Here is a 24,029-nt window from a genome sequence, read left to right as displayed (position 1 = left end):
GACCGGCCTGATCGTCGGCTGCCGACGATCACCGACCGGGCCGAGAAGGTTTTCCACAGGAGACTCGCTCTGCTGGACCGCCGAGAACGGCGGCTGCCGTCAGCGGCGGTGGAGGATGAGGTTCAGGACCAGGGCCGTCCAGCCTGTCTGGTGCCAGGCGCCCAGTGCCGCCCCGTTGTCTCCGTGGAAGTACTCGGGGAAGGCGAGCCGATCCTTCCAGTCGGGATGGGTTTGGAACAGCTCGCACGCGCCGTAGATCGGCCGTCGTCCGTGCTCGTCGCGGAGGAAGAGGGAGATCAGCCGGTCGGCGAGGTCGTCGGCGACTTCGGTCAGCGTACGTTGCACCCCCGAGCGCACCGGATACTCGACGCGGAGGTCGTCGCCGAAGAACAGCGCGTACTCGCGGAGCGCTTCGACGAGGAGGAAGTTGACCGGCATCCAGACCGGGCCGCGCCAGTTGGAGTTGCCGCCGAAGACGCCGCTGGTCGATTCGGCGGGCTCGTAGCCGACGGTGAAGTCCTGCCCGGCCAGGGTCACGGTGAAGGGCTTGTCCTCGTGTCGTTTCGACAGGCTGCGGATGCCGTACGGCGAGAGGAACTCCTCGTCGGACAGCATCCGGCGGAGGACGCGGAGGAGTCGTTCCGGGTCGACCATCGCCAGGAGCCGGCGTTGCTGGCCGCCGTCGGAGATCCGGCGGGAGCCGACCACTTCGGCGTACTCGGGCTTGTTGGTGAGGAACCAGCGGATGCGCTGGGCCAGTTCAGGCAGGCGGACGAGGGTCACCGTGCCGACCGTCGTCGTGGCGCACAGCGGGATCAGCCCGGCGACCGAGCGGTAGCGCATCGGCGTACGCCCTTGGCCGGGCACGCGCAGCGAGTCGTAATAGAAGCCGTCCGCGTCGTCCCACAGCTTGGCGGCCGCCGTCGCGATGTACGCGAAGTGCTCGAAGAACTTCGTCGCAATGTCTTCGTAGGTGCGGTCGTGCAGCGCCAGGACGGTCGACATCTCCAGCATGTTGAGGGCGTACATCGCCATCCAGCCGGTGCCGTCGGACTGTTCGAGCAGGCCGTCGGCGATGGGCAGCGCGGCCGAGCGGTCGAACGGGCCGACGTTGTCCAGGCCGAGGAAGCCGCCTTCGAAGACGTTGTTGCCGTCGGTGTCCTTGCGGTTGACCCACCAGGTGAAGTTGAGCAGCAGCTTGTGCGTGATCCGGCTGAGGAAGCCGAAGTCGGTGCCGCCGTCGATCTCGAAGACGCGTAGCGCCGCCCAGGCGTGCACGGGCGGGTTCACGTCCCCGAAGGCCCACTCGTACGCCGGGATCTGCCCGTTGGGGTGCTGGTACCACTCGCGGAGGAGCAGGAGCAGCTGCTGTTTGGCGAACCCCGGATCGACGTGCGCGATGGCGACGCAGTGGAAGGCGAGGTCCCAGGCGGCGTACCAGGGGTATTCCCAGGGATCGGGCATGGAGATGACGTCGAAGCTGTTCATGTGCCACCAGGCGCTGTTGCGCCCCTTGCGGCGGGACGGCCACAGCGGTGGTGAGGCCGGATCGCCGCGGAGCCATTGCTGGACGTCGAAGTGGTAGAACTGCTTGCCCCACATCAGCCCGGCGACTGCCTGGCGGACGACGGCGGCCTCGTCGGCGGACGCGCCGGCTGGAGTCAAGGCCGCGAAGTACGCGTCGGCCTCGGCCTGGCGCTGCTCGACGATCTGGTCGAAGGCGAGGTCGAGCGCTGGCGGCGGGCCGAAGGCGGGCGGCGGCGCGGTCTGCGCCAGCCGCAGCCGGAGGGTCACGGACCCCCGCCCGGCCACCTCCAGGGTGTAGTGCAGCGAGCCTTTCGTGCCGACCAGGTCGGGGTTCACCGTCGCCGCGCCGTGCACCAGGTGGTCGTTGATCCCGTCCTTCGGGTACGCCGACCGCCCCCGCAGTCCCCACAGCCGCTCGGCGTTGGACTCGTTGTCGCAGACCAGCGCGGGCGGGCGGGTGCCGTCCGGGCCGGGGCCGGCCTCCAGCACCAGTTGCCCGAGGGTCTGATGCCGGGCGACGAGCCGGCCGCCGGCGGGATCGCCGTGCAGCACCGGCTTCACGTCCCGGTTGGGCAGGCCCCAGGACCAGGTGTTGCGGAACCACAGCGTCGGCAGGAGGTGCAGCGTCGCCGGGTCCGGACCTTGGTTGGTCACGGTGATCTCGACGCAGACGTCGTGCGGGTCGGCTTTGGCGTAGACGACCTCGACGGCCCAGTAGCGGTCCTCGTCGAACACGCCGGTGTCGACCAGCTCGAACTCGGGCTCGTCCCGGCCGCGTTCGCGATTGACCGCGGCGAGCCGCGTATAGGGGAACTCGGCCTGCGGGTAGTGATAGCGCCAGCGCATCAGGGAGTGGGTCGGCGTGGAGTCCAGGTACCACCAGTACTCCTTGGCGTCCTCGCCGTGGTTGCCCTCGGGGCCGGCGAGGCCGAACAGCCGCTCCTTGAGGATCGGGTCGCGGCCGTTCCACAGGGCCAGCGCGAAGCAGAAGATCTGGTGCTCGTCGCTGAACCCGGCCAGGCCGTCCTCGCTCCACCGGTAGGTCCGCGACCGCGCGTGGTCGTGGGGGAAGTAGTCCCACGCGGTGCCGTGCTCGCTGTAGTCCTCCCGCACCGTGCCCCAGGCCCGCTCGGACAGGTAGGGTCCCCACGCTCGCCAGGGCTCCGCGCCGGCATCGGCCGCTTCCAGGCGTCGCCGCTCACTGCTCGCGTGTTCCTCCATCACGAGAATCTTCCCGGTTGTACGCCCAGCGGCGGGCCCTTTGCCGGAAAGATTTTGCCGGGTGTTCACAGACGCCCCGGTTAGCCGGAGTTCACCCACGGCCGAATGAGGTGGCCGCTGCCAGCCGGGCCGACCTACCATCGGCGGGTGCTCAAGCCGTCCTACCCGATCTACACCGCCCGGCTGACCCTGCGCCCCTACACGCTGGACGACTTCGACGACCTCTACGCGATCCAGTCGAATCCCGAGGTCACGCGCTATCTCTACTGGGAGACCCGGGACGAGGCGGGGGTCCGGGCGGACCTCCAGGCCAAGATGGGCGCGTCGGAGATTCGGGAGGTCGGCGACCGCCTCTTCCTGGCCGTGGTCTGGCGGGAGGTCGAGCGGGTCGTCGGCGGGGTGACGCTGACCTGGCTGAGCCGGGAGGACGGCGGCGGCGAGATCGGCTACGTCTTCAATCCGGAGTTCGGCGGGCATGGCCTGGCGACTGAGGCGACCTCGGCCGTGCTCCGGCTCGCCTTCACCCTGCCGGTGGACGGCGGCCTGGGCCTGCACCGGGTGATCGGGCGGCTCGACGCGCGCAACACCGCCTCGGCGAAGGTGCTCGAGCGGCTGGGCCTGCGGCGCGAGGCGCACTTCGTCGAGAACGAATACGTCAAGGGCGAGTGGACCGACGAGGTCGTCTACGCCATCCTCGAGTCGGAGTGGCTCGCCCGGCGCGTCTCGCCGCCGCGGACGCGTGTGTCGCGCAGCTGAGCCCGGGGCGTCCTACGCTGGGCCCATGGCGCTCGGTCCGATCGCTCAGATCCACATCTCGGTCACCGACCTCGATCGCTCGGTGGCGTTCTACCGCGACGTCCTCGGCATGTCGCTCCAGTTCGTGGTGCCCGGCCAGCCGATGGCGTTCTTCGCCAGCGGGGACGTCCGGCTCTACCTCGGCGTACCGGAGAACCCGGAGTTCCGGACCCGGACGGTGCACTACTATTCCGTAACCGACGTCGACGCCGAGTACGCGCGCCTCCGCGACCTGGGCGTCGAGTTCCTCGACGAGCCGCACGTGGTGCACCGGGACGACTCCGGTGACCTGTGGATGGCATTCCTCGAAGACCCGGACGGGCACAAGATCGCCCTCACCGAGCTGAGGAGATAGGGGCTGCGCGAACAAGCCCGGATCACGCAGACTGGGGCGCGTGACCGTCCACACTGTCCAGACTGGCCAGCCTGACCCGAGCGCGCGAGGCAACCGTCCGCTGCTGGTGATCGCCGTCGTCGCCGCGCTGGTGGAGTTCGCGTTCAGCGGCCGGTACGGCTTCCACCGCGACGAGCTGTACTACCTGGCGGCGGGCCGGCATCCGGCGTTCGGCTATGACGACCAGCCGCCGCTGGCGCCGCTGTGGGCGGGCTTCACCGGCCTCGTCGCCGACGGCTGGCCCGACTGGCTGCAGCTGATGCTGCTCCGGCTGCCGTCCGTGCTCGCGCTCGGCGGAATCGTGCTGATCACCGGCCGCATCGCCGCTGAGTTCGGGGGTGGCCGCCGGGCGCAGGCGCTGGCCGGGCTCGCCATCGCGATCGCACCCGCCGTCGTCATCTCCGGTCACCTGCTGTCCACCACGATCTTCGACATCCTCGTCTGGAGCGTCCTGGCCTGGCTGCTCGCCCGCTGGCTGCGTACGCGGGACGACCGGCTCCTGCTCCTGCTCGGGGTCGTCGCCGGGGTCGGCCTCCAGATGAAGAACCTGCCCCTGATCTACGCCGCCGGGCTGGTCGCCGGACTGCTCATCGCCGGGCCACGGGAGGTGTTCCGGCGCTGGCAGTTGTGGGCGGGCGGGCTGATCGCGCTGCTGATCTGGGCGCCGAACCTGTGGTGGCAGGCCACCCACGGCTGGCCCCAGCTGCAGATGACGGCGGTCATCCGGGAGGACGCCGACTGGGGCGGCCGGGCCGGGCTCATCCCGTTCCAGCTGCTGCTGCTCGGCATACCGGCGGCCGTCGTCTGGGCGACCGGGCTGTGGCGGCTGCTGCGGGACCCGTCGGCGGTCCGGTTCCGGGCGCTCGGGTGGGCGTACGTGGTCGTCTTGCTGCTCGTGCTGGCGACCGGGGGACGGGAGTACTACCCGGCCGGGGCGTACCCGGCGCTGCTGGCCTCGGGCGCGATCCTGCTCGACCGGTGGGTCGGCGACAGCACGGCCCGGCGTCGGACCGTCGGCTGGGTCGCCGGGATCTTCGCGCTCAGCACGCTCTCGTTGGGCCTGCCGGTGTACCCGGTCTCGATGCTGCACTCGACGTTGCAGCCCGCGGTCAACTACGACGCGGGGGAGACGGTCGGCTGGCCGGACTTCGCCGCCCAGGTCGCCGCGGTCTACCAGGGGCTGCCGGAGGCGGAACGGAAGACGGCGGTGCTGGTGGCCGGGAACTACGGTGAGGCCGGTGCGCTCGACCACTATGGACCGTCGCTCGGGCTGCCTCAGGTCTACTCCGGGCACCTGGCGTACTGGCGCTGGGGTCCGCCGCCCGAGGGCCCGGGCCCGGTCTTGGTCGTCGGCCACTTCGAGGAGGCGGAACTGCAGACCCAGTGCGCGCAGGTGACCCATGCGGCGACCTACGACAACGGTGTGGACCTCGACAACGAGGAGCAGGGTGTGGACGTCTGGATCTGCCGGGGACCGCGGCGCACGTGGGCGGAGTCGTGGCCGGAGCTGCGGCGGCTCTGACCTGTGAGACCTACCTGTTAGGTTGCATCCGTGCTGCAGGAGTCTCCCCCGAAGGGCGCGGTGCTGGAGGCCGTCCTCGAACGGATCACCTATGCCAACGAGGAGACCGGCTACACGATCGCGCGCGTGGCCACCGATCGGAGCGCCACCGATCTGCTGACGGTCGTCGGACCGCTGCTGGGCGCGCAGCCGGGGGAGAGCCTGCGGCTGACCGGCCGCTGGACGTCACACCCCAAATACGGCAAGCAGTTCGAGGTCTGGTCCTACAAGACGGTCCTCCCGGCGACCATCAAGGGCATCGAGCGCTACTTGGGCTCAGGGCTCATCAAGGGCATCGGCCCGAGGCTGGCGGAGAAGATCGTCGGCCACTTCGGGGCGGACACCCTGCGCGTCATCGAGGAGGAGCCGGCGCGGCTGGTCGAGGTGCCCAAGCTCGGCCCGAAGCGGACGAAGATGATCGCGGCCGCCTGGGACGAGCAGAAGGCCATCAAGGAGGTCATGCTCTTCCTCCAAGGCGTCGGCGTGTCCACCTCGCTGGCCGTACGTATCTACAAGCAGTACACCGACTCGGCCATCTCGGTGGTGAAGAACGAGCCGTACCGGCTGGCCGCGGACGTGTGGGGGATCGGGTTCAAGACGGCCGACACCATCGCCCAGGCGGTCGGCATACCCCGGGACAGCCCCGAACGGGTGAAGGCCGGCCTGCAGTACACCCTGAACGAGGCGGCCGACGCCGGGCACTGCTTCCTGCCGCAGCCCAACCTCGTCGGCGACGCGGTGAAGATTCTGGAGGTGCCGTCGGCGCTGGTCACCGAGTGCCTCGAAGATCTGGTCGCGACCGAGGGCGTGGTCCGGGAGCCGGTTCCCGGTCCGGTGTCGGCCGACGGCCCGGCCACGATTCCCGCCGTCTACCTCGTGCCGTTCCATCGGGCGGAGACCTCGCTGGCCAACACCCTGCTCGGGCTGCTGAACACGAGCCGCGACCGGCTGTCCGCGTTCGCCGACGCCGGCTCGAACGCTCGAGCCGGGAGTGAGGACGGAGAGCCGGCTCACCGAGGCACGGTCGACTGGGTGAAGGCGCTGGCCTGGCTGCGTACGGTCACGGGGCACGAGCTGGCCGCGGAGCAGGAGCAGGCGGTCCGCCTCGCGCTGACCGAGAAGGTCGCGGTCCTTACCGGCGGCCCCGGCTGCGGCAAGAGCTTCACCGTACGCTCGGTCGTGGAACTCGCCCGCGCCAAGCGCGCGAAGATCGTGCTGGCGGCGCCGACCGGGCGGGCCGCGAAACGGCTCGCCGAACTGACGGGCCACGAGGCGACGACGGTCCACCGGCTGCTTCAGCTGAAGCCGGGCGGCGACGCGACCTACGACCGCGAGAACCCGCTCGACGCCGATCTGGTCGTCGTCGACGAGGCCTCCATGCTGGACCTGCTCCTCGCCAACAAGCTCGTGAAGGCGGTCGCGCCGGGCGCGCACCTGTTGTTCGTCGGCGACGTCGACCAGTTGCCCTCGGTGGGCGCCGGGGAGGTCCTGCGTGATCTGCTCAACGCCGATACCGTCCCCCGCGTACGCCTGACGCGGATCTTCCGGCAGGCCCAGGAGTCCGGCGTCGTGGTGAACGCCCACCGCATCAACAACGGCGAGCCGCCGCAGCTGCGGGGCTTCGGCGATTTCTTCTTCTTCGCCCGCGACCAGCGGGAGGACGAGGAGCCCGCGCAGACCGCGGAGGCGACCGCGCAGCTCGTCGTCGACCTGGTGAGCAAGCGCATCCCGCGGAAGTTCGGCCTCGACCCGAGGCGGGACGTCCAGGTGCTCGCGCCGATGCATCGGGGCGCGGCCGGGGCGGGGAACCTCAACGCCCTGCTGCAGGAGGCGCTCACGCCGGGGCGGGAGAACGTGCCGGAGAAGCGGTTCGGCGGGCGCGTGTTCCGCATCGGCGACAAGGTCACGCAGATCCGCAACAACTACGACAAAGGCGTCGCCGGGGTCTTCAACGGGACGCTGGGTGTCGTGACCGGACTGTCGGCCGAGGACCACAAGCTGACCGTGCGCACCGACGAGGACGAGGAGATCGAGTACGCCTTCGACGAACTGGACGAGCTGGCGCACGCGTACGCGGTGACGATCCACCGCTCGCAAGGCAGTGAGTATCCGGCGGTGGTGGTGCCGCTGACCACCGGTGCGTGGATGATGCTGCAGCGCAACCTGCTCTACACCGCCGTCACCCGGGCGAAGAAGCTCGTGGTGCTGGTCGGCTCGTTCAAGGCGCTCGGCGTCGCCGTACGCACCCTGGGCGCGGGCCGCCGCTGGACCGCGCTGGACCATCGGCTCACGCCGGGCGACCGGCCCGGGAACTACAGGTAGCTCAACAGGTCCACGCCGAAGCTGAGTTTGAGCGTCAGCCAGACCACGAAGGACACGAAGACCAGTCCGGCCGCGCCGATGAGCGCCTTGACCGGCCACGGCTGGAGGCTGACCCAGGCGGTCCACGCGCCGAGCTTGCGCCGGCCGTACTGGAGAAGGTGGCGGGCCCAGACGAACTCGATGGCCCAGATGCTCACGCCGAAGAAGACGATGAGCCAGCCGGGGCCGGGCAACGGAACCAGCGCCAGTCCCAAGACGACGATGAGCCCGCCGAGAATGGCGATCGCGGTCCGAAAGGCGACACTGCCCGTGGGATGTGCCCGGATTGCCGCAATCTTCCGCTTAATCCCACGGGGACTGTCCGGTTTCGACCCTCCCGCGGGGTCCTGGAGCGTACTCATATCGCGTGTGGCGGTCTTTCCGGGTGACTCGTCGGGCAGGGCGGTGTTCCTCGCCCGTCACCTTACAAGTGGTGCGCACGTTACGGAGGTGAGTCGACGTTGAATGCACCCGGCGCCGACAGGCACCCCGCAGCGAGCTGCGGATTCTAACGAAATCCGGCCCCCCATGGGCCGGGTTTCTGCCTGTCTTCCCACTACTGGGTGAGATCATCGTATGACGGAGCGTAATTGCCGGAGTGCGCCTGAGTATGGGAAGGCGGGGCGAGACCAGCCTCGCAGCGGTGCCGGGGGGAGTACGACATGAGTGCCATCCGACCAACGACCGTCGAGGTCGAGACGTCGCTGCGGCTCGTCGCGCCGGACGCGACGGCGTTACCAGTACGCGCCAGCCTGCGCTATGACCCGGCTGACCCGTACGCGGTCCAAGTGATCTTCCACGCCGAGTCCGCCGGAGGGGAGGCGGTCAGCTGGTCGTTCGCTCGCGAACTTCTGGTGACCGGTCTCGACGAGCCGGCCGGGATCGGCGACGTACGCGTCTGGCCATGGGCCACGCCGCGCGGCGACTTCGTCGCGCTCGCGCTCTCGTCACCCGACGGGAACGCCCTGTTCGAAGTGCCGCGGAGCGTCCTCGTACGCTTCCTCCGGCGTACCTATGTCGTCGTGCCGAGGGGTCGGGAGACCGAGCACCTGGACGTCGACGCGGCGGTCAACCGGCTGCTGGCCGGGCGCTGACCGTCGTCACGGAGGGTGACGAGCCGGTGGGTGACGTGGGAGGCGGCGCAGGGGAAGGTGTCGCCTCCACGTATTTCGCCCGGTGGTCGGCTCCGAGACGGGTCTTGTCGGGGTCCAGGAAATCGATGAGGTCGATCAGCGCCCGCTGCGTGTCGATCACGCGGGCGTTGCCGGCCTCGCTCTGGTCGGCGATGTCGTCGACCTCGCGGAGCAGCCGCTCGAACCAGTAGCGGAATCGGGGGTCCTCGTCCAGCCGGCGGGTGAATTCCGGGTAGGTGATGCAGTCGTGGTGCCCCTCGGCGCCCGGCTGCATCATCAACTCGCCGATCGCCCGCTGCTGGCCGCGGAACAGGCGGTAATGGGCCCGCTCGTACTTCTGGCTCGACAGCGTGTTCGTCACGTCGAGCAGCCGCTTCGTGAACTCCCGGTTCTGCTCTTCGCCGCCCAGGTCGAGGAAGCGCAGCTCGCGCCGGATGATCTCCACCCAGCAGAGGTACTCCGCCAGGGTGTAGACCGTGAACTGCCGGGCGTAGTCCTCCTGCTCCGGGTCGCCGCAGTGCAGGTAGACGGGCAGGTACTCGTCACGCACCGCGTTGAACAGGCGCGACTGGAGGCTGTTGGCCGCCAGCAGCAGCGGCTCCCGGTACCGGCCGAGCACCTTCGCGGCCTGCTCGGCCTTGGTCTCCTCGTGCCGCTCCCGCTCCAGCTTCGCCTCGAAGGCGGTCGCCTTGCGGCTGGACCAGCTGGTCATGACGCCGGCGACGATCGCGCCGACGACGGAGACGACGGCCGAGAGGATGCCGATCAGGTTGTCCACGGCGGCAGTCTGCCGGGCCGGCCGACCTCGCGGCATCCTCCGCCCGGCCGGGCTTGATTGTCTACAAGAGACGGACGTAGTGGACAAGCGGCCCCACCTGTGATGCCATGTCCGGCGTGCTGATTTGCTCCGCCGGAGGCTTGAGGTGTTGAAGAGACGGTCGATCCGGGCGAAGATGGCGGCCCTGGTCATCATCCCCCTGGTGGCGCTGCTCGGGTTGTGGCTGCTGGCCACGGCGCTGACCGTCGGACCGGCCCGCAATCTGGCCGACGCCGGCCTCTTCGCCCGCCACGTCGGCGGGCCGGCCGCCCAGGTCGTCGCCGAGCTGCAGACCGAGCGCCGGCTGACCGTGGTCTGGCTCGCCCAGCCCGGCACCTCCACCGAGATCACGGCCCAACGGGACGCCACCGACACGGCGGTCCGGGAGTTCCGGCAGCAGTCGGCGAGCGAGGACGTCTCCGACCGCGCCGACGACCTGATCAAACGGCGGCTGACCGAGTTCACCGGCGAGCTGGATCAGCTCCAGTCCGCCCGCAGCGCGGCCGACGCGGGCGGCGCGGGCCGCAGCGCGGATCTGCGCGCCGCCGCGATGACGGCGTACACGAAGATCATCGACGCGGCGTATCGGCTGTTCGTGCCGCTGGCGGAGGTGCAGGACCCCCAGCTGTCCCAGCTGTCCCGGACGCTCATCGGGCTCAGCCGGGCCCGGGAACTCGTGGCCCAGGAAGACGCGCTGGTCAGCGCGGTCTTCGCGGTGGGCAAGCCGGCGATGAACGACGTCACCCAGATCGCCGGGGCCATCGGCGCCCAGCGCCAGCTGTTCGCCGACGCCGTGGGGGAGCTGCCCGACGCCGACCGCGCCCGCTATCAGGAGATGGTCCGCGGGGACGCGTTCGTGCAGCTCGCCGTCATGGAGGAGGCCTTCCTCAGCCGGGGCCAGCCGAACAATCCGCTGCCGATCAACGCCGCCAACTGGCGTACGGCGACGAATGCGGTGCTCAAGGCGCTGCGCTCGTTCGAGGAGCAGGCGGCGGCCGCGCCCGCGGAGCGGTCGGAGGCGGCCGTGTCGACCGCGTACACCCGGATCGTCGCGACCGGGCTGGCCGGGTTGATCTCGGTCGCCCTGGCGCTGTGGGTGGGCCTGCGGGTCTCGCGCTCGGTCGCCGGGCGGCTGCTGCGCCTCCGCGACACCGCCACGGACCTGGCCGAGGTCGAGCTGCCCGCGGTCGTCGCCCGCCTGCGCAAGGGCGAGCGGGTCGAGGTGGCCGAGGCCGAGCTGAGCTTCGGGCACGACGAGATCGGCGAGGTCGGCCGAGCCTTCGCCGAGGTACGCCGCACGGCGGTGCGGTCGGCGGTCGACGAGGCGGTCCTGCGGCACGGGCTGAACGAGGTCTTCCTCAACGTCGCCCGCCGCAGTCAGACCCTGTTGCACCGGCAGCTGAGCCTGCTGGACCGGATGGAGCGGCGCGCCCGCGACCCGCAGGAGCTGGAGGACCTGTTCCGGCTCGATCATCTGTCGACCCGGATGCGGCGGCACGCCGAGGACCTCGTGATCCTCGCCGGGGGCGCCCCGGGCCGGGGCTGGCGGCATCCGGTGGCGGCGGTCGACGTCATCCGCGGCTCGGTCAGCGAGATCGAGGAGTACGTCCGGGTGGTCGTCGAGAAGATCCCCGACGTGGCGATCGCCGGGCGGGCCGTCGGCGACATCATCCACCTGCTGGCCGAGCTGGTGGAGAACGGGACCTCGTTCTCCCCGCCGCAGACCCGCGTCCACGTCAGTGCCGAGAAGGGGCCGGACGGTCTGCTCGTCCGCGTCGCCGACCGGGGCCTGGGCATGACCGAGGAGGCGCTGGCCGAGGCGAACGCCCGTCTGGCCGTCCCGCCGGACTTCGATCCGGCCAACAGCGCCCGGCTGGGCTTGATGGTGGTGGCCCGGCTGGCGGCCCGGCACGGGATCACCGTCGCGCTGACCCGGTCGAGCCACGGCGGCGTCTGCGCCGAGGCGCTGATCCCGAATTCGCTCATCGCGACGGTGCCGAAGCCGGCCGCCAAGCCCACCCCGGTGACGGATCTGCCGAAGCGCCCTTCGGGGGCCAAGATCCCGGTCCAGGCCGAGGTCTCCGCCCGGCCGGAGCCGGTCACGCAGACGGCCGGGTCGGTCGACGTGGGCGGTCTGCCCCGCCGGTCGCGCCAGGTGCCGGCCGAACCGCCGGCGTCGCCGGCGCCGGAGGCGGCGAGCCCGGTCAGCGAGCGTACGCCCCAGCGGGTGCGGGCCAACCTGGCGGCATTCCAGCGAGGCACCGCGTCCGGCCGGGCCTCGCTGGACGCGCCGGCCGATCAGGCGACCCAACCGGAGTCGCTTTCGGACGGTGGAGAAACCGACAGTTCCGGGTCTGTCCCGGCGGGTGATAATGGTCCGTCGAGCCCGGCGGCCACGCCGCCGGAAACCGATTCGGTCGAGGGCGATCAGCCCGTGCGCGACGAGGGGAAGGCCCAGCCATGACGTCCACCAGCGACACCGCCGCGCCGAGCGGACTCGGGTGGCTGCTCGACGACCTCGTCGGCAAGGTGCCCGCCGCCCGGCACGCGGTCCTGCTGTCGGTCGACGGTCTCGTGCTCGGCCGCGACGCGAAGTTCACCGCCGACGAGGCGGATCACCTGGCCGCGGCCTCCGCCGGACTGGCCAGCCTGGCCCGCGGCGCCGGGCGCCGGTTCGAAGGCGGTGCGGTCCGGTCCACTGTGGTCGAATTCGACACGGCGTACCTGCTCATCGCCGACGCCGGCAACCGGACGTGTCTGGCCGTGCTGACCGGGGCGGACACCGATCTCGGGCTGCTGGCGTACGAGGCCGAACTGATGGTCACCCGGGTGGGCGAGCACCTGGCGACTGGAGCGCGGTGAAGGCGGAGGACTGGGAGTCCGACTGGCTCGACGAAGAGGCCGGTCCGGTCGTCCGTCCCTACGCGATCACCGGTGGGCGAGTGGACCCGGCCGGGTTCGATCTCATCGCGCACGTCGTGGCGACCGTCGACGACCCGGCCGGCGGGCAGACACCCGAGCAGCGGGCCATCCTGGCCGCCGCCGCTCGGCCGTGCGCGGTGGTCGAGGTGGCGGCGGTGGTCGACCTGCCACTCGGGGTGGTCCGGGTGCTGCTGGCCGATCTGCACGCGGAGGGCCTGATCGAGCGCTACGACCCGCCGTCCACTCCCGACGGTCCGACCGAGCAACTGCTCCAGGCGGTGATCCATGGCCTCCGGGCGATCTGAGCGGGCGGTGCCGCAGGCACTGAAGATCCTCATCGCGGGCGGTTTCGGGGTCGGCAAGACGACGCTGGTGTCCTCGGTCAGCGAGATCAGCCCGCTGCGTACCGAAGAGGTGCTCACGAGCGCCGGCGAGGCCACCGACGACATCAACGGCGTCGAGGCCAAGCGGACCACGACGGTCGCGATGGACTTCGGCCGCATCACGATCGCCCCGCACCTGGTGCTGTACCTGTTCGGCACGCCTGGTCAGGACCGCTTCATGTTCCTGTGGGACGAACTGGCCTCGGGCAGCCTCGGCGCGGTCGTGATGGCCGACACCCGGCGGCTGGCCGACAGCTTCAACGTCATCGACTACTTCGAGCGCCGGGGCACGCCGTTCATGGTCGCGGTCAACTGCTTCGACGGCGTGCGTACGCACACCTCGACGCAGGTGCGGACGGCGTTGGACCTCGAGCAGCACGTCCCGGTGGTGCTCTGCGACGCCCGGGAACGCGAGTCGGTCAAGGAAGTGCTGATCACGCTGCTGGAATACATCCTGCGAACGGGCGGAGCCTCGGCCACCAAGTGACCGAGGCTCCTGTCCCGAACGGCGTGGCGGTCAGACCTTGTTGGCGTGGATGATGTCGGAGTACCACAGGGCGCTGCGCTTGGGGATCCGGCGCTGCGTCGGGTAGTCCACGTAGACCAGGCCCCAGCGCTGCTCGTAGCCCTCCTGCCACTCGAAGTTGTCCATGAAGGACCACACGTGGTAGCTCTCCAGGCGGACGCCCTGGGCGATGGCGGCGTGCGCGGCGGCGAAGTGGTCGCGCAGGAACGCGATCCGGCCGGCGTCGTCCACCTTGCCGTCCTCGCCGACCTGGTCCGGGGTGGGCAGGCCGTTCTCGGTGATGGTCAGCGGCACGTCGCCGTAGTCCTTCTTGACCCGGACGAGGATGTCGGTCAGCCCGCGGGGGTAGATCTGCTGCCAGAACGCCTCGGTCAGCGGGTGCTTCTGGATGGTGCCGCCGGACGAGGTGACGTAGATCGGCGTGTAGTACTGCACCGCCAGCACGTCGACCGGCGCCGAGATGATCTTCAGGTCACCGTCCTTGATGTACTGCGCCATCGGGCTGAACTCGGCGATGGACTCGAGCGTGTCGCGGGGGTACTCGCCGCGGAAGACCGGATCGAGGTAGAGCCGGTTCTCGTAGCCGTCCATGAGGTGCGTCTGCTCGGCCGCCTCGGGGCTGTCGTCGGCGGGGTAGCACGGGTGCAGGTTCAGCGCCGGGCCGATCCGGCCACCGCCGATGTGCGGGCGCGCGGCTTCCACCGCCAGGCCGTGCGCCAGCATCAGGTGGTGCGCCACCACGTACGCCTTCGCCGGGTCGCGGAAGCCGGGCGCGTGCCCGCCGTTGAGGTAGCCGTTCTGCACGACCGTCTTCGGCTCGTTGAGCGTCAGCCAGGTCGGCACGGCCTCGCCGAGCGCCTCGGTAACGGCGGCGGCGTACTCCGCGAAGCGGTAGGCGGTGTCCCGGTTCTCCCAGCCGCCCGCGTCCTGCAGCGCCTGCGGGGTGTCCCAGTGGTAGAGGGTCGCCATCGGCGTGATGCCGCGTTCGTGGAGCCCGTCGACGAGGCGCTTGTAGAAGTCCAGGCCTTGCTGATTGATCGGGCCCTTCCCGTCCCGGATCACCCGCGGCCACGCGATGGAGAAGCGGTAGGAGGACAGTCCGATGGACTTCATCAGGTCGAGGTCGGCGGCGAACCGGTGGTAATGGTCGGCGGCCACGTCACCGGTGTCTCCGTTGCGTACCTTGCCGGGCGTGTGGCTGAACGTGTCCCAGACCGACGGGGTGCGGCCGTCCTCGGCGGCGGCTCCCTCGATCTGGTACGCCGACGTCGCGGCGCCCCACACGAATCCGGTGGGGAAGCTCAGCCCGAGGGTGGGTTCGGGGATGGGCTGCCCGGGGCTGTCGTCGCAGGCGGCCACGGTTGTGCCTACGGCCGCTGCGGCTGCCGCCGCGCCGGTCGTGCGGGCCGTGGTGACCGCCGCGCTGTAGGCCGACGCCGCGGCCCCTTCCAGCAGCCTCCGGCGGGTGAGCACCGGCATGGTCGACTCCTTCAGTTATGGACCTTGGACGTAGTGTATGTGGGAACGCTCCCACGTTCGGCCGGGCGTCGCCTTATCTGCGACCGGGCCGCCGCATTGCGCTGCGATCCAGTCTTTGCCGCCGACCGTGGGAGCGTTCCCACGCTATTGCGAAGGACTGTATCTCGGATGACTCGGCCAGTGGAAGACCCGCAACCACATTTGAATATTTCAGGCACTTGGCCGTAACGCGGGTCGACTAGGACGCAGCCGAAATTGGCCCGTTCCGCGTGCAACGCAAGCTCGGGGAGTGGCGTCTTCCGGATTGAGGCATCCATGAACTCATGGATGCCATTTCACGGATAGGGGAGGTCATGCTTCGAAACCGACGAGAAGGGGGCCGCGTTCTGGCGGCCGCCTTCGCGCTGGCGGTGCTGGTCGGCGGCGTACCCGCCGCGGCCGTGCCGTCCGGACCGGTCAGTGCAAACCCGACCGCCACGACCGACGGGGGCATCCGTGCCACTCCTGACGGCCGGGCTCACACCGTCACGCTGATCACCGGCGACGTCCTGCGAGTCGCCGATTCGGGTCGGATCAGCATTCTGCGAGGAGCCGGCCGCGATCACATCACGTTCGCCAGCTACCGATCGAAAGGACATCTGCACGTCATTCCGTCCGATGCCCGGCCGATGCTGGCCGCGGGCCGGCTGGACTCGCGGCTGTTCGACGTCACCGCGCTCATCCAGTTCGGTTACGACGAGCGCCGGGGCGATCTGCCGGTGATTGTGGCCGCGAAGTCGGCCCCGCCGGCCGACACCGGTCTGAAGCTGACCCGTACGCTCACCGCGGTCCACGGGTCGGCCGGGAAGGCCGACAAGCGCAGCCTCGGCAAGCTGTGGAAGGGGCTGACCGGGGTCGACCGCCGGCTCGCTGCCCAGCCACTAGCCACGGCGAAGGTGTGGCTGGACGGCGTACGCAAGCCGACCCTGGACGTCAGCGTTCCGCTGATCGGCGCGCCCACCGTCTGGCAGGCGGGTTACACCGGGGCGGGCGTGAAGGTGGCCGTCCTGGACACCGGCGTCGACGACACCCACCCGGATCTGGCCGGGAAGGTGATCGCCCGGCAGAACTTCGCCGCCGCCGACTATCCGGATGAGGACGACCGCGATCACGTCGGCCACGGCACCCACGTCGCGTCGACGATCGCCGGCAGCGGCGCGGCCTCGGGCGGCCGGTACAGGGGTGTGGCCCCCGATGCGAAGCTGCTCAACGGCAAGGTGTGCGTCGAAGGAGGCTGCGCCGAGTCCTGGATCCTCGCCGGGATGCAGTGGGCGGCCGAGCAGGGCGCCGACGTGGTGAACCTGAGCCTGGGCGGCCCGGACACCCCCGACGTCGATCCGCTGGAGCAGGCGGTCGACGACCTGACCGCCCAGTACGGCGTACTGTTCGTCATCGCCGCGGGCAACGACGGAGAGTTCGGCGATCGGACGGTCGGCTCACCGGCCAGCGCGGACGCCGCGTTGGCGGTGGCGGCCACCTCGAAGACCGACGAACTGGCGAGCTTCTCCAGCCGGGGACCACGGGTCGGCGACGCGGCGGTCAAGCCGGAGATCTCCGCACCCGGCGTCGACATCGTCGCCGCGTGCAGCTCGATCGGCTTCCTCTGCACACCGGGAGAGCCGTACGCGACGTTGTCGGGCACCTCGATGGCCACACCGCACACCGTGGGTTCGGCGGCGCTGCTGGTGCAGCAGCATCCGCAGTGGACACCCGCACAGCTGAAGGCGACGTTGATGGCGTCGGCCAAGCCGCTGGACGGCGTCGCCGCGTTCGGGCAGGGTGCGGGCCGGGTGGACGTGGCCCGGGCGATCGGGCAGACGATCACCGCTGACGCGCCGAGTGTCAGTTTCGGGTTGGCGTCGTGGCCGCACGGCGACGACAGTCCGGTGGCCAAGACGGTCACATTCCACAACAGTGGCGCGTCCGAGGTGACCTTGAGCCTCGCGTTGCACACGACCGGGCCGGGTGAGGCGGGTTCGTTGTTCTCGCTGAGCGCGCCGACGGTGACGGTGCCCGCTGCCGGATCGGCGTCGGTCACGCTGACCGCCGACACCCGTGCCGACGTGCCGGACGGCTTCTACTCCGGCCAGCTCGTCGGTACCGCGTCCGGGGTGAGCGTGAGCGTGCCCTACGGCGTGGAGAAGGAGATCGAAAGCTACGACGTCACCTTCGAACACGTCTCCCGCGACGGCACGCCGAACGACACCCACCTCACGATCCTGTCCGACGGCGGCATGGGCCAGTACGTGCTGTTCGGCGGCGGCTCGGAGACGCTGCGCCTGCCCAAGGGCCGGTACTTCGTGAACAGCTGGCTGGACGACCTCGACGAGCCGTCGACCACCATGCTGATCCGGCCCGAGCTGGTCGTGGACGCGCCCGGCAAGGTCGTCCTCGACACGCGTACGGCTCGGCCGGTGCGGACCAAGGTGCCCGATCCGGCGGCGATCAACGTCGGCACCATCCTCGACGCCGAGTACCTCTTCCCGAACGGGAGCACGGCCGGCTTCGGCCTGATCGGCGACGAAGGCCTCGGCAAGATCTACAGCGGCCTGATCGGATCGTCGCCGGTGCAGGGACTGTCCAGTTCGGTCGTCTCGGCCTGGGCACCGCCGGGACCCGACGGAACCCTGTTCAACGCGCCGAGCATGTACAACCTGGCCTGGTTCTATCCGAAGACCTTCCCGACCGGCGTCGACAAGGAGCTGACCAAGCGAGACCTGGCCGTCGTCAAGACCACCTACCACCAGCACACGACGGGCCTGGAATCGGTCGCCTTCAGCCATCCGACGCCCGTGGACGATCCACTCGCGGGCAGTTGGGCGATGGGGATCTCGTTCCGGACGCCGCTGCAGCGCACGCAGTACTACGGTGGCGACGCCGCCTGGCAGGAGGAGTACCAGGAACAGGACTGGTCGGACGAGACCGGCGGGCAGTGGGCCACCCTCATCGGGGCACGGCGCGTCCTCAAGCCCGGTCGCACCACCGCCGAGTCGTGGAACGCTCCCGTCTTCGGGCCGGCCTTCGGCGGCGACGGCCGGTTCCCGAGCATCGGCCGGCTCGGCGACGAGCTGATCGTGAGCCCGCCGCTGCTCGGCGACGGGGCCGGTCATCCGGGCTACTCGGCGTACTCCTCGGTGCGGACGACGCTCTACCGCGACGGGGTGAAGATCGCCGAGGCGGACGACACCTACCTCGACGTCGAGGTGCCGCCGGAGGCCGCGACCTACCGGGTCGTCAGCGAGCTGACCCGGGACGCGCGGTTCTCCACCAAGGTGACGGCGAGCTGGACCTTCCGGTCGAAGCATGTCGACGGCGACCCCGAAGCCGGGTTCGCGCCGGTGCCGGTCACCTCGGTGAGCTTCGGCCCAGAGGTCGACGCGACCGGACTGGCGTCGCCCGCGCTGGTCGCGATGGTGCCGATCACCGTGGCGGGTCAGCCGAACTCCGGCGCGGCCCCGCTGCGCAAGCTGAAGGTGGACTACTCCACCGACGGCGGCAAGACCTGGAAGCCCGTGCTCGTGGTCCCGGCCGGCCCCACCTGGTACGCGTTCGTGCCGCAGCGGGCGGGCAGCACGATCTCACTGCGTGCCCAGGGCGGCGACGCGACCGGAGTGGTCGTCGAGCAGACGATCCTGGGGGCGTACCAGGTCAAGAAGTAGTGGCGGCCTGAAGGAGGAGCGGGTCGTGGGTGGCGACGACGATCGCCGCCCCGGCCCGCGCCGCCGCCCGGAGGGTCGACGCGACCAGTTCGGCGTGCGCCTCGTCCTGCTGTGACGTCGGCTCGTCGAAGACGGCGATCGACGGCTCGGCGGCCAGCGCCCGGGCGACGGCGACCCGCTGGCGCTCTCCGCCCGAGAGCGTCTCCACCGGCCGGTGGCGTACGCCGGTCAGCCCGAGCCGGGCGATCAGCTGCCCGATCAGCTCCGGATGCTCCGGCAGTCCCCGGGCCTCCCGCGCGACGTGGAGGTTGGCCACGGCGTCCAGCGTCTCCACGAGGGCCGCCCGTTGCCCGGCGACGCCCAGCCAGGTACGCCGGAACCGGGCCAGCTGAGTCCGGTCGAGGCCGGCCAGATCGGTGCCCTGGACGACGACCCGGCCGGAGTCGGGCCGTTCCAACCCGGCCAGCAGCCGCAGCAGCGTGGTCTTCCCGGAGCCTGACCGTCCCTTGAGGATGGTCCAAGCGCTCGCCCGGACGTCGAACGAGAGCCCGGAGAGGATCGACCGGCCGTCCCGGGCCAGCGTCACCTCCGACAGCGACGCGACGACGTCTCCCGGCGGGTGCGGCGGGGTCGCCGCCTGCGCCGGTCGCTCCGCCTCGACCAGGGTGGTGGGACGAAGTAGCAAGCCGTCCGGCCGCTGCTCTGGGCGTACCCGATGAAGCGCGAGCGGGAGCCGCACCCAGCCGCGGTCGTCGACGACCAGATCCTCCGGCTGGCCGGGACGCCATTCCTCGGACAGCCGCCCGTCGCGGATCCGGACCACCCGGTCGGCGATCCGCGCCGCGCGGACGTCGTGGCTGACCACGAGCAGCGACGCACCGACCGCGGCGGTGGCCGCGACGAGCAGGTCGTAGATCAAGTCGGCCGACGCCCGGTCCAGCTCGCCGGTCGGCTCGTCGGCGAGCACGAGGCTCGGGGAGTGGGCCACGGCGGCACAGACGGCGACCCGCTGGGCCTCGCCGCCGGACAGCGAGCCGGGGGACCGGTGCGCGAGGTCGGTGAGGCCGAGCGTCGCCAGCAGCTTGAGGGCGGTGTCCCGGGGCTTGTCGGCCTTGCGCGTTCCCACCCGGCTCTGCAAGGCGATGTTGTCCACGACGGACAGTTCGGGGATGAGGGTCTTCTGCTGGTCCACCAGGCCGAGGACGCGTGAGCGCAGGCGAGCGGTCTCCGCCTGCGGCGCGCCCACCAGATCGACACCGCCCACGGTGACCGTGCCCGCGCTCGGGGCGATCTCCCCCGCGAGCACCCGGAGCAGCGTCGTCTTACCGGATCCGTTCGGGCCGTGCACCAGCAGGCGTTCGCCCGGGGCCAGCTCCAGGGTGAGGCCGCGCAATGCTGCGACGAACCCGTTGCCGGGCACGCGGTGCAGGCAGAACAGATCGTCGGCGCGAATGACTGGGCTCACGGCGATTCCTCCGGGCGGGTCGACTGGTGGGCCGTGGTGCGCGCTGGATCAGGGATCTCGGTCGAATCATGGCGGAAGATTCGGCCGAGATCCCTGATCCAGCGGGATCGGAGAACCCGCGGCATCACAGCGCCTCCGGGCGGACGGGCAGGGGAGTGCGGAAGGATCGCCAGGCCACCAGCCCGGCGCACAGCAGGCCGAGGCCGACGCCCGCGCCGAGCACCGCCGCGAGCTGCAGCGGCGAGGCCGCCAGGGCGAGCGGCGGGCGCGGCGCCGAGCCGACCGCCGTCACGAGCACCAGCGCGGTGGTCAGCCGGGTCAGGAGCAGACCCAGGAGTACGCCGCAGGGCACGGCGACCGCGACGACGGCGGTGGCGCGGGCGAACAACAATCCGCGCAGCGCACCCGGGGTCAGGCCGTCGCTTTCCCAGGCGTACAGCTCGGCCGCGTCGTCCCGGCGTTCGGCGATCACCAGCAGCACCAGGGCGACGGCGGCCACGCCGAGCGCGACGAGGGCTCCGGTCCACAGCAGACTCGCCGCGCCGACCGCGAGCGGATCGGTGGCGAGCTGATCCTCGACCTGCGCGCGGGACCGCACCAAGAGCTGGTCGTAGGGGGACTTCGCGAGGTTCTGGCGCAACGCGTTCGGGTCCGAGGAGGACAGCCAGAGTTCGCTCACCGAGCCGGTGCCCGGCTCCCGGGCGTCCAGCGCGTCGGCAAGCGCCCGGACGTCGGCCACGACGAACCGTTCGCCGGTGGCGGGGAACCGCGGCAGCACCTGGACGATCCGCCCGGTCACCGGGGCCGAGCCCTGGACGCTGAACTGAAGCCTGCCGCCGCTCGCGGCGGTGGCGGTGACGGGGTCGACGATCACCGGCAGCTCGGTCTCCGGCGTCGCCCCGATCAGCGCGACCATCCGGCCGGTGGCCAGCTCGTAATCGGTCTCGAAGGTGTTGCCGAGTCCGCGGACGGTCAAGTGGCCGGACAGGACCGGGACGTCGAGGCCGCCCTCGCCGGTGTGGTGCTGGCGCCGCTGGCCGTAGTCGGCGGTCTCGGCGATGTTCAGGGCGAACAGCTTCGCCTCGGTGGTCGTCGCCTTCGCGAGGTCGCCGGACAGCTGCCGCCCCGATCGGGTCAGCTCGACGGCGAAGTCACGGCCCCCGGCGTCACGGAGCCAGGCCGTGATCTTCAGGTTGTCCAGCGGACCCTGCGTATCGAAGGTCAGGTTCTTGGTCCCGGCCGGCACCGTCCAGCCCCGGACCGGCGGAGCGGCCGTGAGGAGCTGGGCGGAGTGGGCGGCGTCGTCGCCCCCGGTCACCCGGTCCCAGGCGGGGATGCGCGCGAGCGCGTCGGGGGTCACGCCGACGACTTCGGCCGCCTTCGTCTCGGCCGCGTTGACCCGGATGCCGGCGGTTGCGCGTACCACCCTGGCGGTGAGCACGCCCGGAGCCAGCTGGGTGTAGTCGGTCTCGTCGGCCACGTCGAGTGGACGGCGCAGGTTCTGCCCCGACCGGACGCTCACGTCGAGCGGCACGGCGAAGGTCGCCTGATCGACCGCCCCCTGCTCCAGCGTCGCCCGGTAGCCGCCCGCGAACAGGACGATCCCCGTCGCGGCGGCGAGGAAGGCCACCGTCGCCACTGCGCGCAGCGGGCGGCGTACGGCACCAGACAGGCCCAGGCGTACCGGCAACCCGGCCGCGCCCGGCAACCGGCGGGCGACGCGTACGCCCAACGGCGCGACCAGTGGGAACAGGCGCCCGGCCAGGAGGCCCCCGCAGACGATGGCGATGATCGGCAAGGCGACCAGCAACGGATCGGTGCGCTGGCCGATGGCCTGCACGGTGACCGCACCGCGGGCGAGGGCCACCGCCGCGATCACGATCCCGGCCACCACGACGGCGTCGACCGCCCGCCACGGATGCTCCGGCGCCCAGCTGAGCGCGGCTCCGAGCAGCACCGCGGCCAGCACCGTCGTGACCGAGATCTGCGCCACCGCGGTGCCGGACAATGCGGTCGTGCCGAAGACGGCGAGTCCCAGCAGGACGCCGAGGACGGTCCCGACGAGGACGGGGATGACCGCGGTGACCGCCGTCAACGTGAACAGGCGGCGGGCCGGTGCGCCGCGGCGGCGTACGAGGGCGACGACCGCCCGATGATCCCGGCGCGCGCCGATCGCGCCGATGACGGCGAAGCCGACCAGCAAGGCGGTCGCGGCCCCACTGAGCAGGTCGAATCGGCGGGTGCTGCGCTGGGCGCGGTCGTGCTCGCCGCTCAGCACCTCGTCGGGGGCGGTCAGGTGCAGGCCGACGCTGTACCGGGACAGATCGTCCCCGGCCTGGCGGCTGGCGTCGAGGTATGCCGGCACGTCGGCCGAGGCGCGCTCGACGTCGAGGGGGGCGACCCACCCGTACTGCCGTTGGAAGGCGGTCAGCGCGCCGATCGCGCTCGCCTTCGCCACCCCGTCGGCGAGCAGCAGCGGAATGTCGCGCTTCGGCTCGAACGTGCCGGTCAGCAGCAGCGGATCGGTGCGTACGCCAGTCCCGACGATCTCGACGCCGAGCCCGTCCGGCATCTTCGGCGGCGTCTGTCCGATGAGGATGACCTCGCAGTGCTGCGGCGTGCACTCGGCGGGCAGGCGACCACTGGTCACCTCGACACCGGAGGCGAGATCGTCGGCGGCGCCCAGGAAGAACGAGCCCCCGGCGGTGTCGCCCATCTCCCGGAACAGCATCTGCGCCCGGGCCGGATGCCGGGTCAGCTTGGCCAGCTGGGTGCGTACCTGGGTGTCCATGCCGGTCAGCCGGTCCGGCTCCATCGCGAGGTTCGGGTAGGACACGATCAGGCTCTGCTCACCGGGTGGCAGTGCGGCCAGCCCGTGTGCCAGCGCCTTCGTCGAGGTCGAGGCGGCGGTGGCGGCGGCGGACATCGGCAGCAGCGTCGCCACGGCCACGCCGGCCACGATGAGCAGCCACCGGGTCGGCCCCCGGTAGAGCCGGGCCAGGGCCAGTGAGAGGATCGCCCGCACACCTTCTCCTCAAGGGGAGCCGCCGGCCTTCTCCTGCTGGAGAGCTAACCGGTAGAGTACGGTTCAGAGGTTAGTGGTTGACTAAGGGGTAGAGCAATGCCTGTCATGGTCGACGGTCTGCGGATGCCCGCCATCGTCGCCGGAGACGTGGCGCTCGAAATCTGCAACACCCGCGCGGCCTGGGCCGACTACGGCGTGACCGGCGTGGAGTCCCACGAATACCTGCACAGCTACGAGCATGTCGCGGTGTGGGCGCGCCATGCCGGGCTCCTGCCCGACCTGGCCCGCGCCGGAGCGGCGGAAGGCGAGCGCGTGCTGCGCCGCGTCCTGGAGTTCCGCCGGGCGTACTACCTCGCGCTGACCGGCGGCGACCCGGACTGGTCACTCCTGTCGCGATACGCCCGCGAGTACGCCCCCGGCCTGCGACCCACCGGCGAGACCACCGCCGAGTGGGATTACGGCGACGACGCGGAACGCCCGTTGCGGGCGATCGTCCATCAGGCCGCCGGACTGCTCGCGTCGCCGGGAAGCACCGAAGTACGCGCCTGCGCCGGAGCCGGCTGCGGCTGGCTGTTCCGCGACCCGCGTGGTCGGCGGCGGTGGTGCGTCATGGCGGTGTGTGGCAACCGGGCCAAGGTCGCCCGGCACGCGGCTTCCCATCGTCCGTCCGCCTGACCGTTTAGGCGCTGGATCAGGGATCCGGGTCGAATCATGGCCCATGA

At 71.0% G+C, this 24,029-nt stretch carries 17 protein-coding genes; 11 read left to right on the top strand and 6 right to left on the bottom strand.

What is annotated here, in order from left to right:
• Window positions 1–99: 99 nt before the first annotated feature.
• Window positions 100–2,748, bottom strand: a complete 2,649-nt coding sequence (locus AB0H43_RS15420; RefSeq protein ID WP_359999984.1) for a glucosidase — start codon at window positions 2,746–2,748, stop codon at window positions 100–102.
• A 147-nt stretch (window positions 2,749–2,895) separates the two neighbouring features.
• Here AB0H43_RS15420 and AB0H43_RS15415 point away from each other — a divergent pair, with 147 nt between their 5' ends.
• The 4 genes from AB0H43_RS15415 to AB0H43_RS15400 are packed head-to-tail and all read left to right on the top strand — an operon-like array spanning window position 2,896 to window position 7,820.
• Window positions 2,896–3,504, top strand: coding sequence for a GNAT family protein (locus tag AB0H43_RS15415; protein ID WP_359999983.1), 609 nt, complete (start codon window positions 2,896–2,898; stop codon window positions 3,502–3,504).
• A gap of 25 nt (window positions 3,505–3,529) precedes the next feature.
• On the top strand, window positions 3,530–3,898 hold the full coding sequence (locus AB0H43_RS15410; RefSeq protein ID WP_359999982.1) for a VOC family protein: 369 nt from the start codon (window positions 3,530–3,532) through the stop codon (window positions 3,896–3,898).
• A gap of 40 nt (window positions 3,899–3,938) precedes the next feature.
• On the top strand, window positions 3,939–5,459 hold the full coding sequence (locus AB0H43_RS15405) for a glycosyltransferase family 39 protein (RefSeq protein ID WP_359999981.1): 1,521 nt from the start codon (window positions 3,939–3,941) through the stop codon (window positions 5,457–5,459).
• Between the two features lie 30 nt (window positions 5,460–5,489).
• Complete coding sequence (locus tag AB0H43_RS15400) at window positions 5,490–7,820, top strand: ATP-dependent RecD-like DNA helicase (RefSeq protein ID WP_359999980.1); 2,331 nt, start codon at window positions 5,490–5,492, stop codon at window positions 7,818–7,820.
• Here AB0H43_RS15400 and AB0H43_RS15395 read toward each other — a convergent pair.
• Window positions 7,811–8,221: a TIGR02611 family protein gene (locus tag AB0H43_RS15395; protein WP_359999979.1), complete on the bottom strand. Its 411-nt coding sequence runs from the start codon at window positions 8,219–8,221 to the stop codon at window positions 7,811–7,813. The genes AB0H43_RS15400 and AB0H43_RS15395 overlap by 10 nt on opposite strands.
• A gap of 300 nt (window positions 8,222–8,521) precedes the next feature.
• On the opposite strand from AB0H43_RS15395, the gene AB0H43_RS15390 reads away from it, so the two are divergent.
• Window positions 8,522–8,953, top strand: a complete 432-nt coding sequence (locus tag AB0H43_RS15390) for an SsgA family sporulation/cell division regulator (protein ID WP_184843436.1) — start codon at window positions 8,522–8,524, stop codon at window positions 8,951–8,953.
• On the opposite strand, the gene AB0H43_RS15385 is transcribed toward AB0H43_RS15390, so the two are convergent.
• Window positions 8,928–9,770 carry a hypothetical protein gene (locus AB0H43_RS15385; protein ID WP_359999978.1) on the bottom strand — a complete coding sequence of 281 codons (843 nt, stop codon included), beginning with the start codon at window positions 9,768–9,770 and terminating at the stop codon, window positions 8,928–8,930. The genes AB0H43_RS15390 and AB0H43_RS15385 overlap by 26 nt on opposite strands.
• Window positions 9,771–9,918: 148 nt before the next feature.
• On the opposite strand from AB0H43_RS15385, the gene AB0H43_RS15380 reads away from it, so the two are divergent.
• Genes AB0H43_RS15380 through AB0H43_RS15365 form a run of 4 tightly spaced genes read left to right on the top strand, consistent with a single transcriptional unit; the run spans window position 9,919 to window position 13,601 of the window.
• Window positions 9,919–12,273: a nitrate- and nitrite sensing domain-containing protein gene (locus tag AB0H43_RS15380; protein WP_359999977.1), complete on the top strand. Its 2,355-nt coding sequence runs from the start codon at window positions 9,919–9,921 to the stop codon at window positions 12,271–12,273.
• Complete coding sequence (locus AB0H43_RS15375; RefSeq protein WP_359999976.1) at window positions 12,270–12,671, top strand: roadblock/LC7 domain-containing protein; 402 nt, start codon at window positions 12,270–12,272, stop codon at window positions 12,669–12,671. The genes AB0H43_RS15380 and AB0H43_RS15375 overlap by 4 nt, the downstream gene beginning before the upstream one ends.
• On the top strand, window positions 12,668–13,036 hold the full coding sequence (locus AB0H43_RS15370; RefSeq protein WP_359999975.1) for a DUF742 domain-containing protein: 369 nt from the start codon (window positions 12,668–12,670) through the stop codon (window positions 13,034–13,036). Before AB0H43_RS15375 ends, AB0H43_RS15370 begins: the two co-directional genes overlap by 4 nt.
• Window positions 13,017–13,601 (top strand): ATP/GTP-binding protein, encoded by a 585-nt coding sequence (locus tag AB0H43_RS15365; protein WP_359999974.1) that lies wholly within the window; start codon window positions 13,017–13,019, stop codon window positions 13,599–13,601. Before AB0H43_RS15370 ends, AB0H43_RS15365 begins: the two co-directional genes overlap by 20 nt.
• A 30-nt stretch (window positions 13,602–13,631) precedes the next feature.
• Here the strand turns inward: AB0H43_RS15365 and AB0H43_RS15360 are convergent, their stop codons facing one another.
• A complete protein-coding gene (locus AB0H43_RS15360; protein WP_359999973.1) occupies window positions 13,632–15,119 on the bottom strand; it encodes a GH1 family beta-glucosidase in 1,488 nt (495 codons plus the stop codon).
• A gap of 353 nt (window positions 15,120–15,472) precedes the next feature.
• On the opposite strand from AB0H43_RS15360, the gene AB0H43_RS15355 reads away from it, so the two are divergent.
• The gene (locus AB0H43_RS15355; RefSeq protein WP_359999972.1) at window positions 15,473–18,817 is read left to right on the top strand and encodes a S8 family serine peptidase; all 3,345 of its coding nucleotides are present in this window, start codon (window positions 15,473–15,475) and stop codon (window positions 18,815–18,817) included.
• Here AB0H43_RS15355 and AB0H43_RS15350 read toward each other — a convergent pair.
• On the bottom strand, window positions 18,807–20,282 hold the full coding sequence (locus AB0H43_RS15350; RefSeq protein ID WP_359999971.1) for an ATP-binding cassette domain-containing protein: 1,476 nt from the start codon (window positions 20,280–20,282) through the stop codon (window positions 18,807–18,809). The genes AB0H43_RS15355 and AB0H43_RS15350 overlap by 11 nt on opposite strands.
• 124 nt (window positions 20,283–20,406) lie before the next feature.
• Entirely contained in the window at window positions 20,407–23,307 is a 2,901-nt protein-coding gene (locus tag AB0H43_RS15345; RefSeq protein WP_359999970.1) for an FtsX-like permease family protein, read from the bottom strand.
• 96 nt (window positions 23,308–23,403) lie between these two features.
• Here AB0H43_RS15345 and AB0H43_RS15340 point away from each other — a divergent pair, with 96 nt between their 5' ends.
• Entirely contained in the window at window positions 23,404–23,982 is a 579-nt protein-coding gene (locus AB0H43_RS15340; RefSeq protein ID WP_359999969.1) for a CGNR zinc finger domain-containing protein, read from the top strand.
• The last annotated feature ends 47 nt before the right edge of the window (window positions 23,983–24,029 follow it).

The sequence above is a fragment of the Hamadaea sp. NPDC050747 genome (genome assembly GCF_040654195.1).
In the GTDB taxonomy this organism is placed as follows: Bacteria; Actinomycetota; Actinomycetes; order Mycobacteriales; family Micromonosporaceae; genus Hamadaea.
Note: the sequence above shows the minus strand (reverse complement) of the source record. Positions and strands in the feature narration are given on the sequence as shown.

Coding starts and splice junctions, on each gene's coding strand:
- AB0H43_RS15340 (WP_359999969.1), top strand. CDS start 23,404: ATGCCTGTCATGGTCGACGGTCTGCGGATGCCCGCCATCGTCGCCGGA.
- AB0H43_RS15355 (WP_359999972.1), top strand. CDS start 15,473: ATGCTTCGAAACCGACGAGAAGGGGGCCGCGTTCTGGCGGCCGCCTTC.
- AB0H43_RS15395 (WP_359999979.1), bottom strand. CDS start 8,221: ATGAGTACGCTCCAGGACCCCGCGGGAGGGTCGAAACCGGACAGTCCC.
- AB0H43_RS15410 (WP_359999982.1), top strand. CDS start 3,530: ATGGCGCTCGGTCCGATCGCTCAGATCCACATCTCGGTCACCGACCTC.
- AB0H43_RS15390 (WP_184843436.1), top strand. CDS start 8,522: ATGAGTGCCATCCGACCAACGACCGTCGAGGTCGAGACGTCGCTGCGG.
- AB0H43_RS15375 (WP_359999976.1), top strand. CDS start 12,270: ATGACGTCCACCAGCGACACCGCCGCGCCGAGCGGACTCGGGTGGCTG.
- AB0H43_RS15420 (WP_359999984.1), bottom strand. CDS start 2,748: ATGGAGGAACACGCGAGCAGTGAGCGGCGACGCCTGGAAGCGGCCGAT.
- AB0H43_RS15365 (WP_359999974.1), top strand. CDS start 13,017: ATGGCCTCCGGGCGATCTGAGCGGGCGGTGCCGCAGGCACTGAAGATC.
- AB0H43_RS15360 (WP_359999973.1), bottom strand. CDS start 15,119: ATGCCGGTGCTCACCCGCCGGAGGCTGCTGGAAGGGGCCGCGGCGTCG.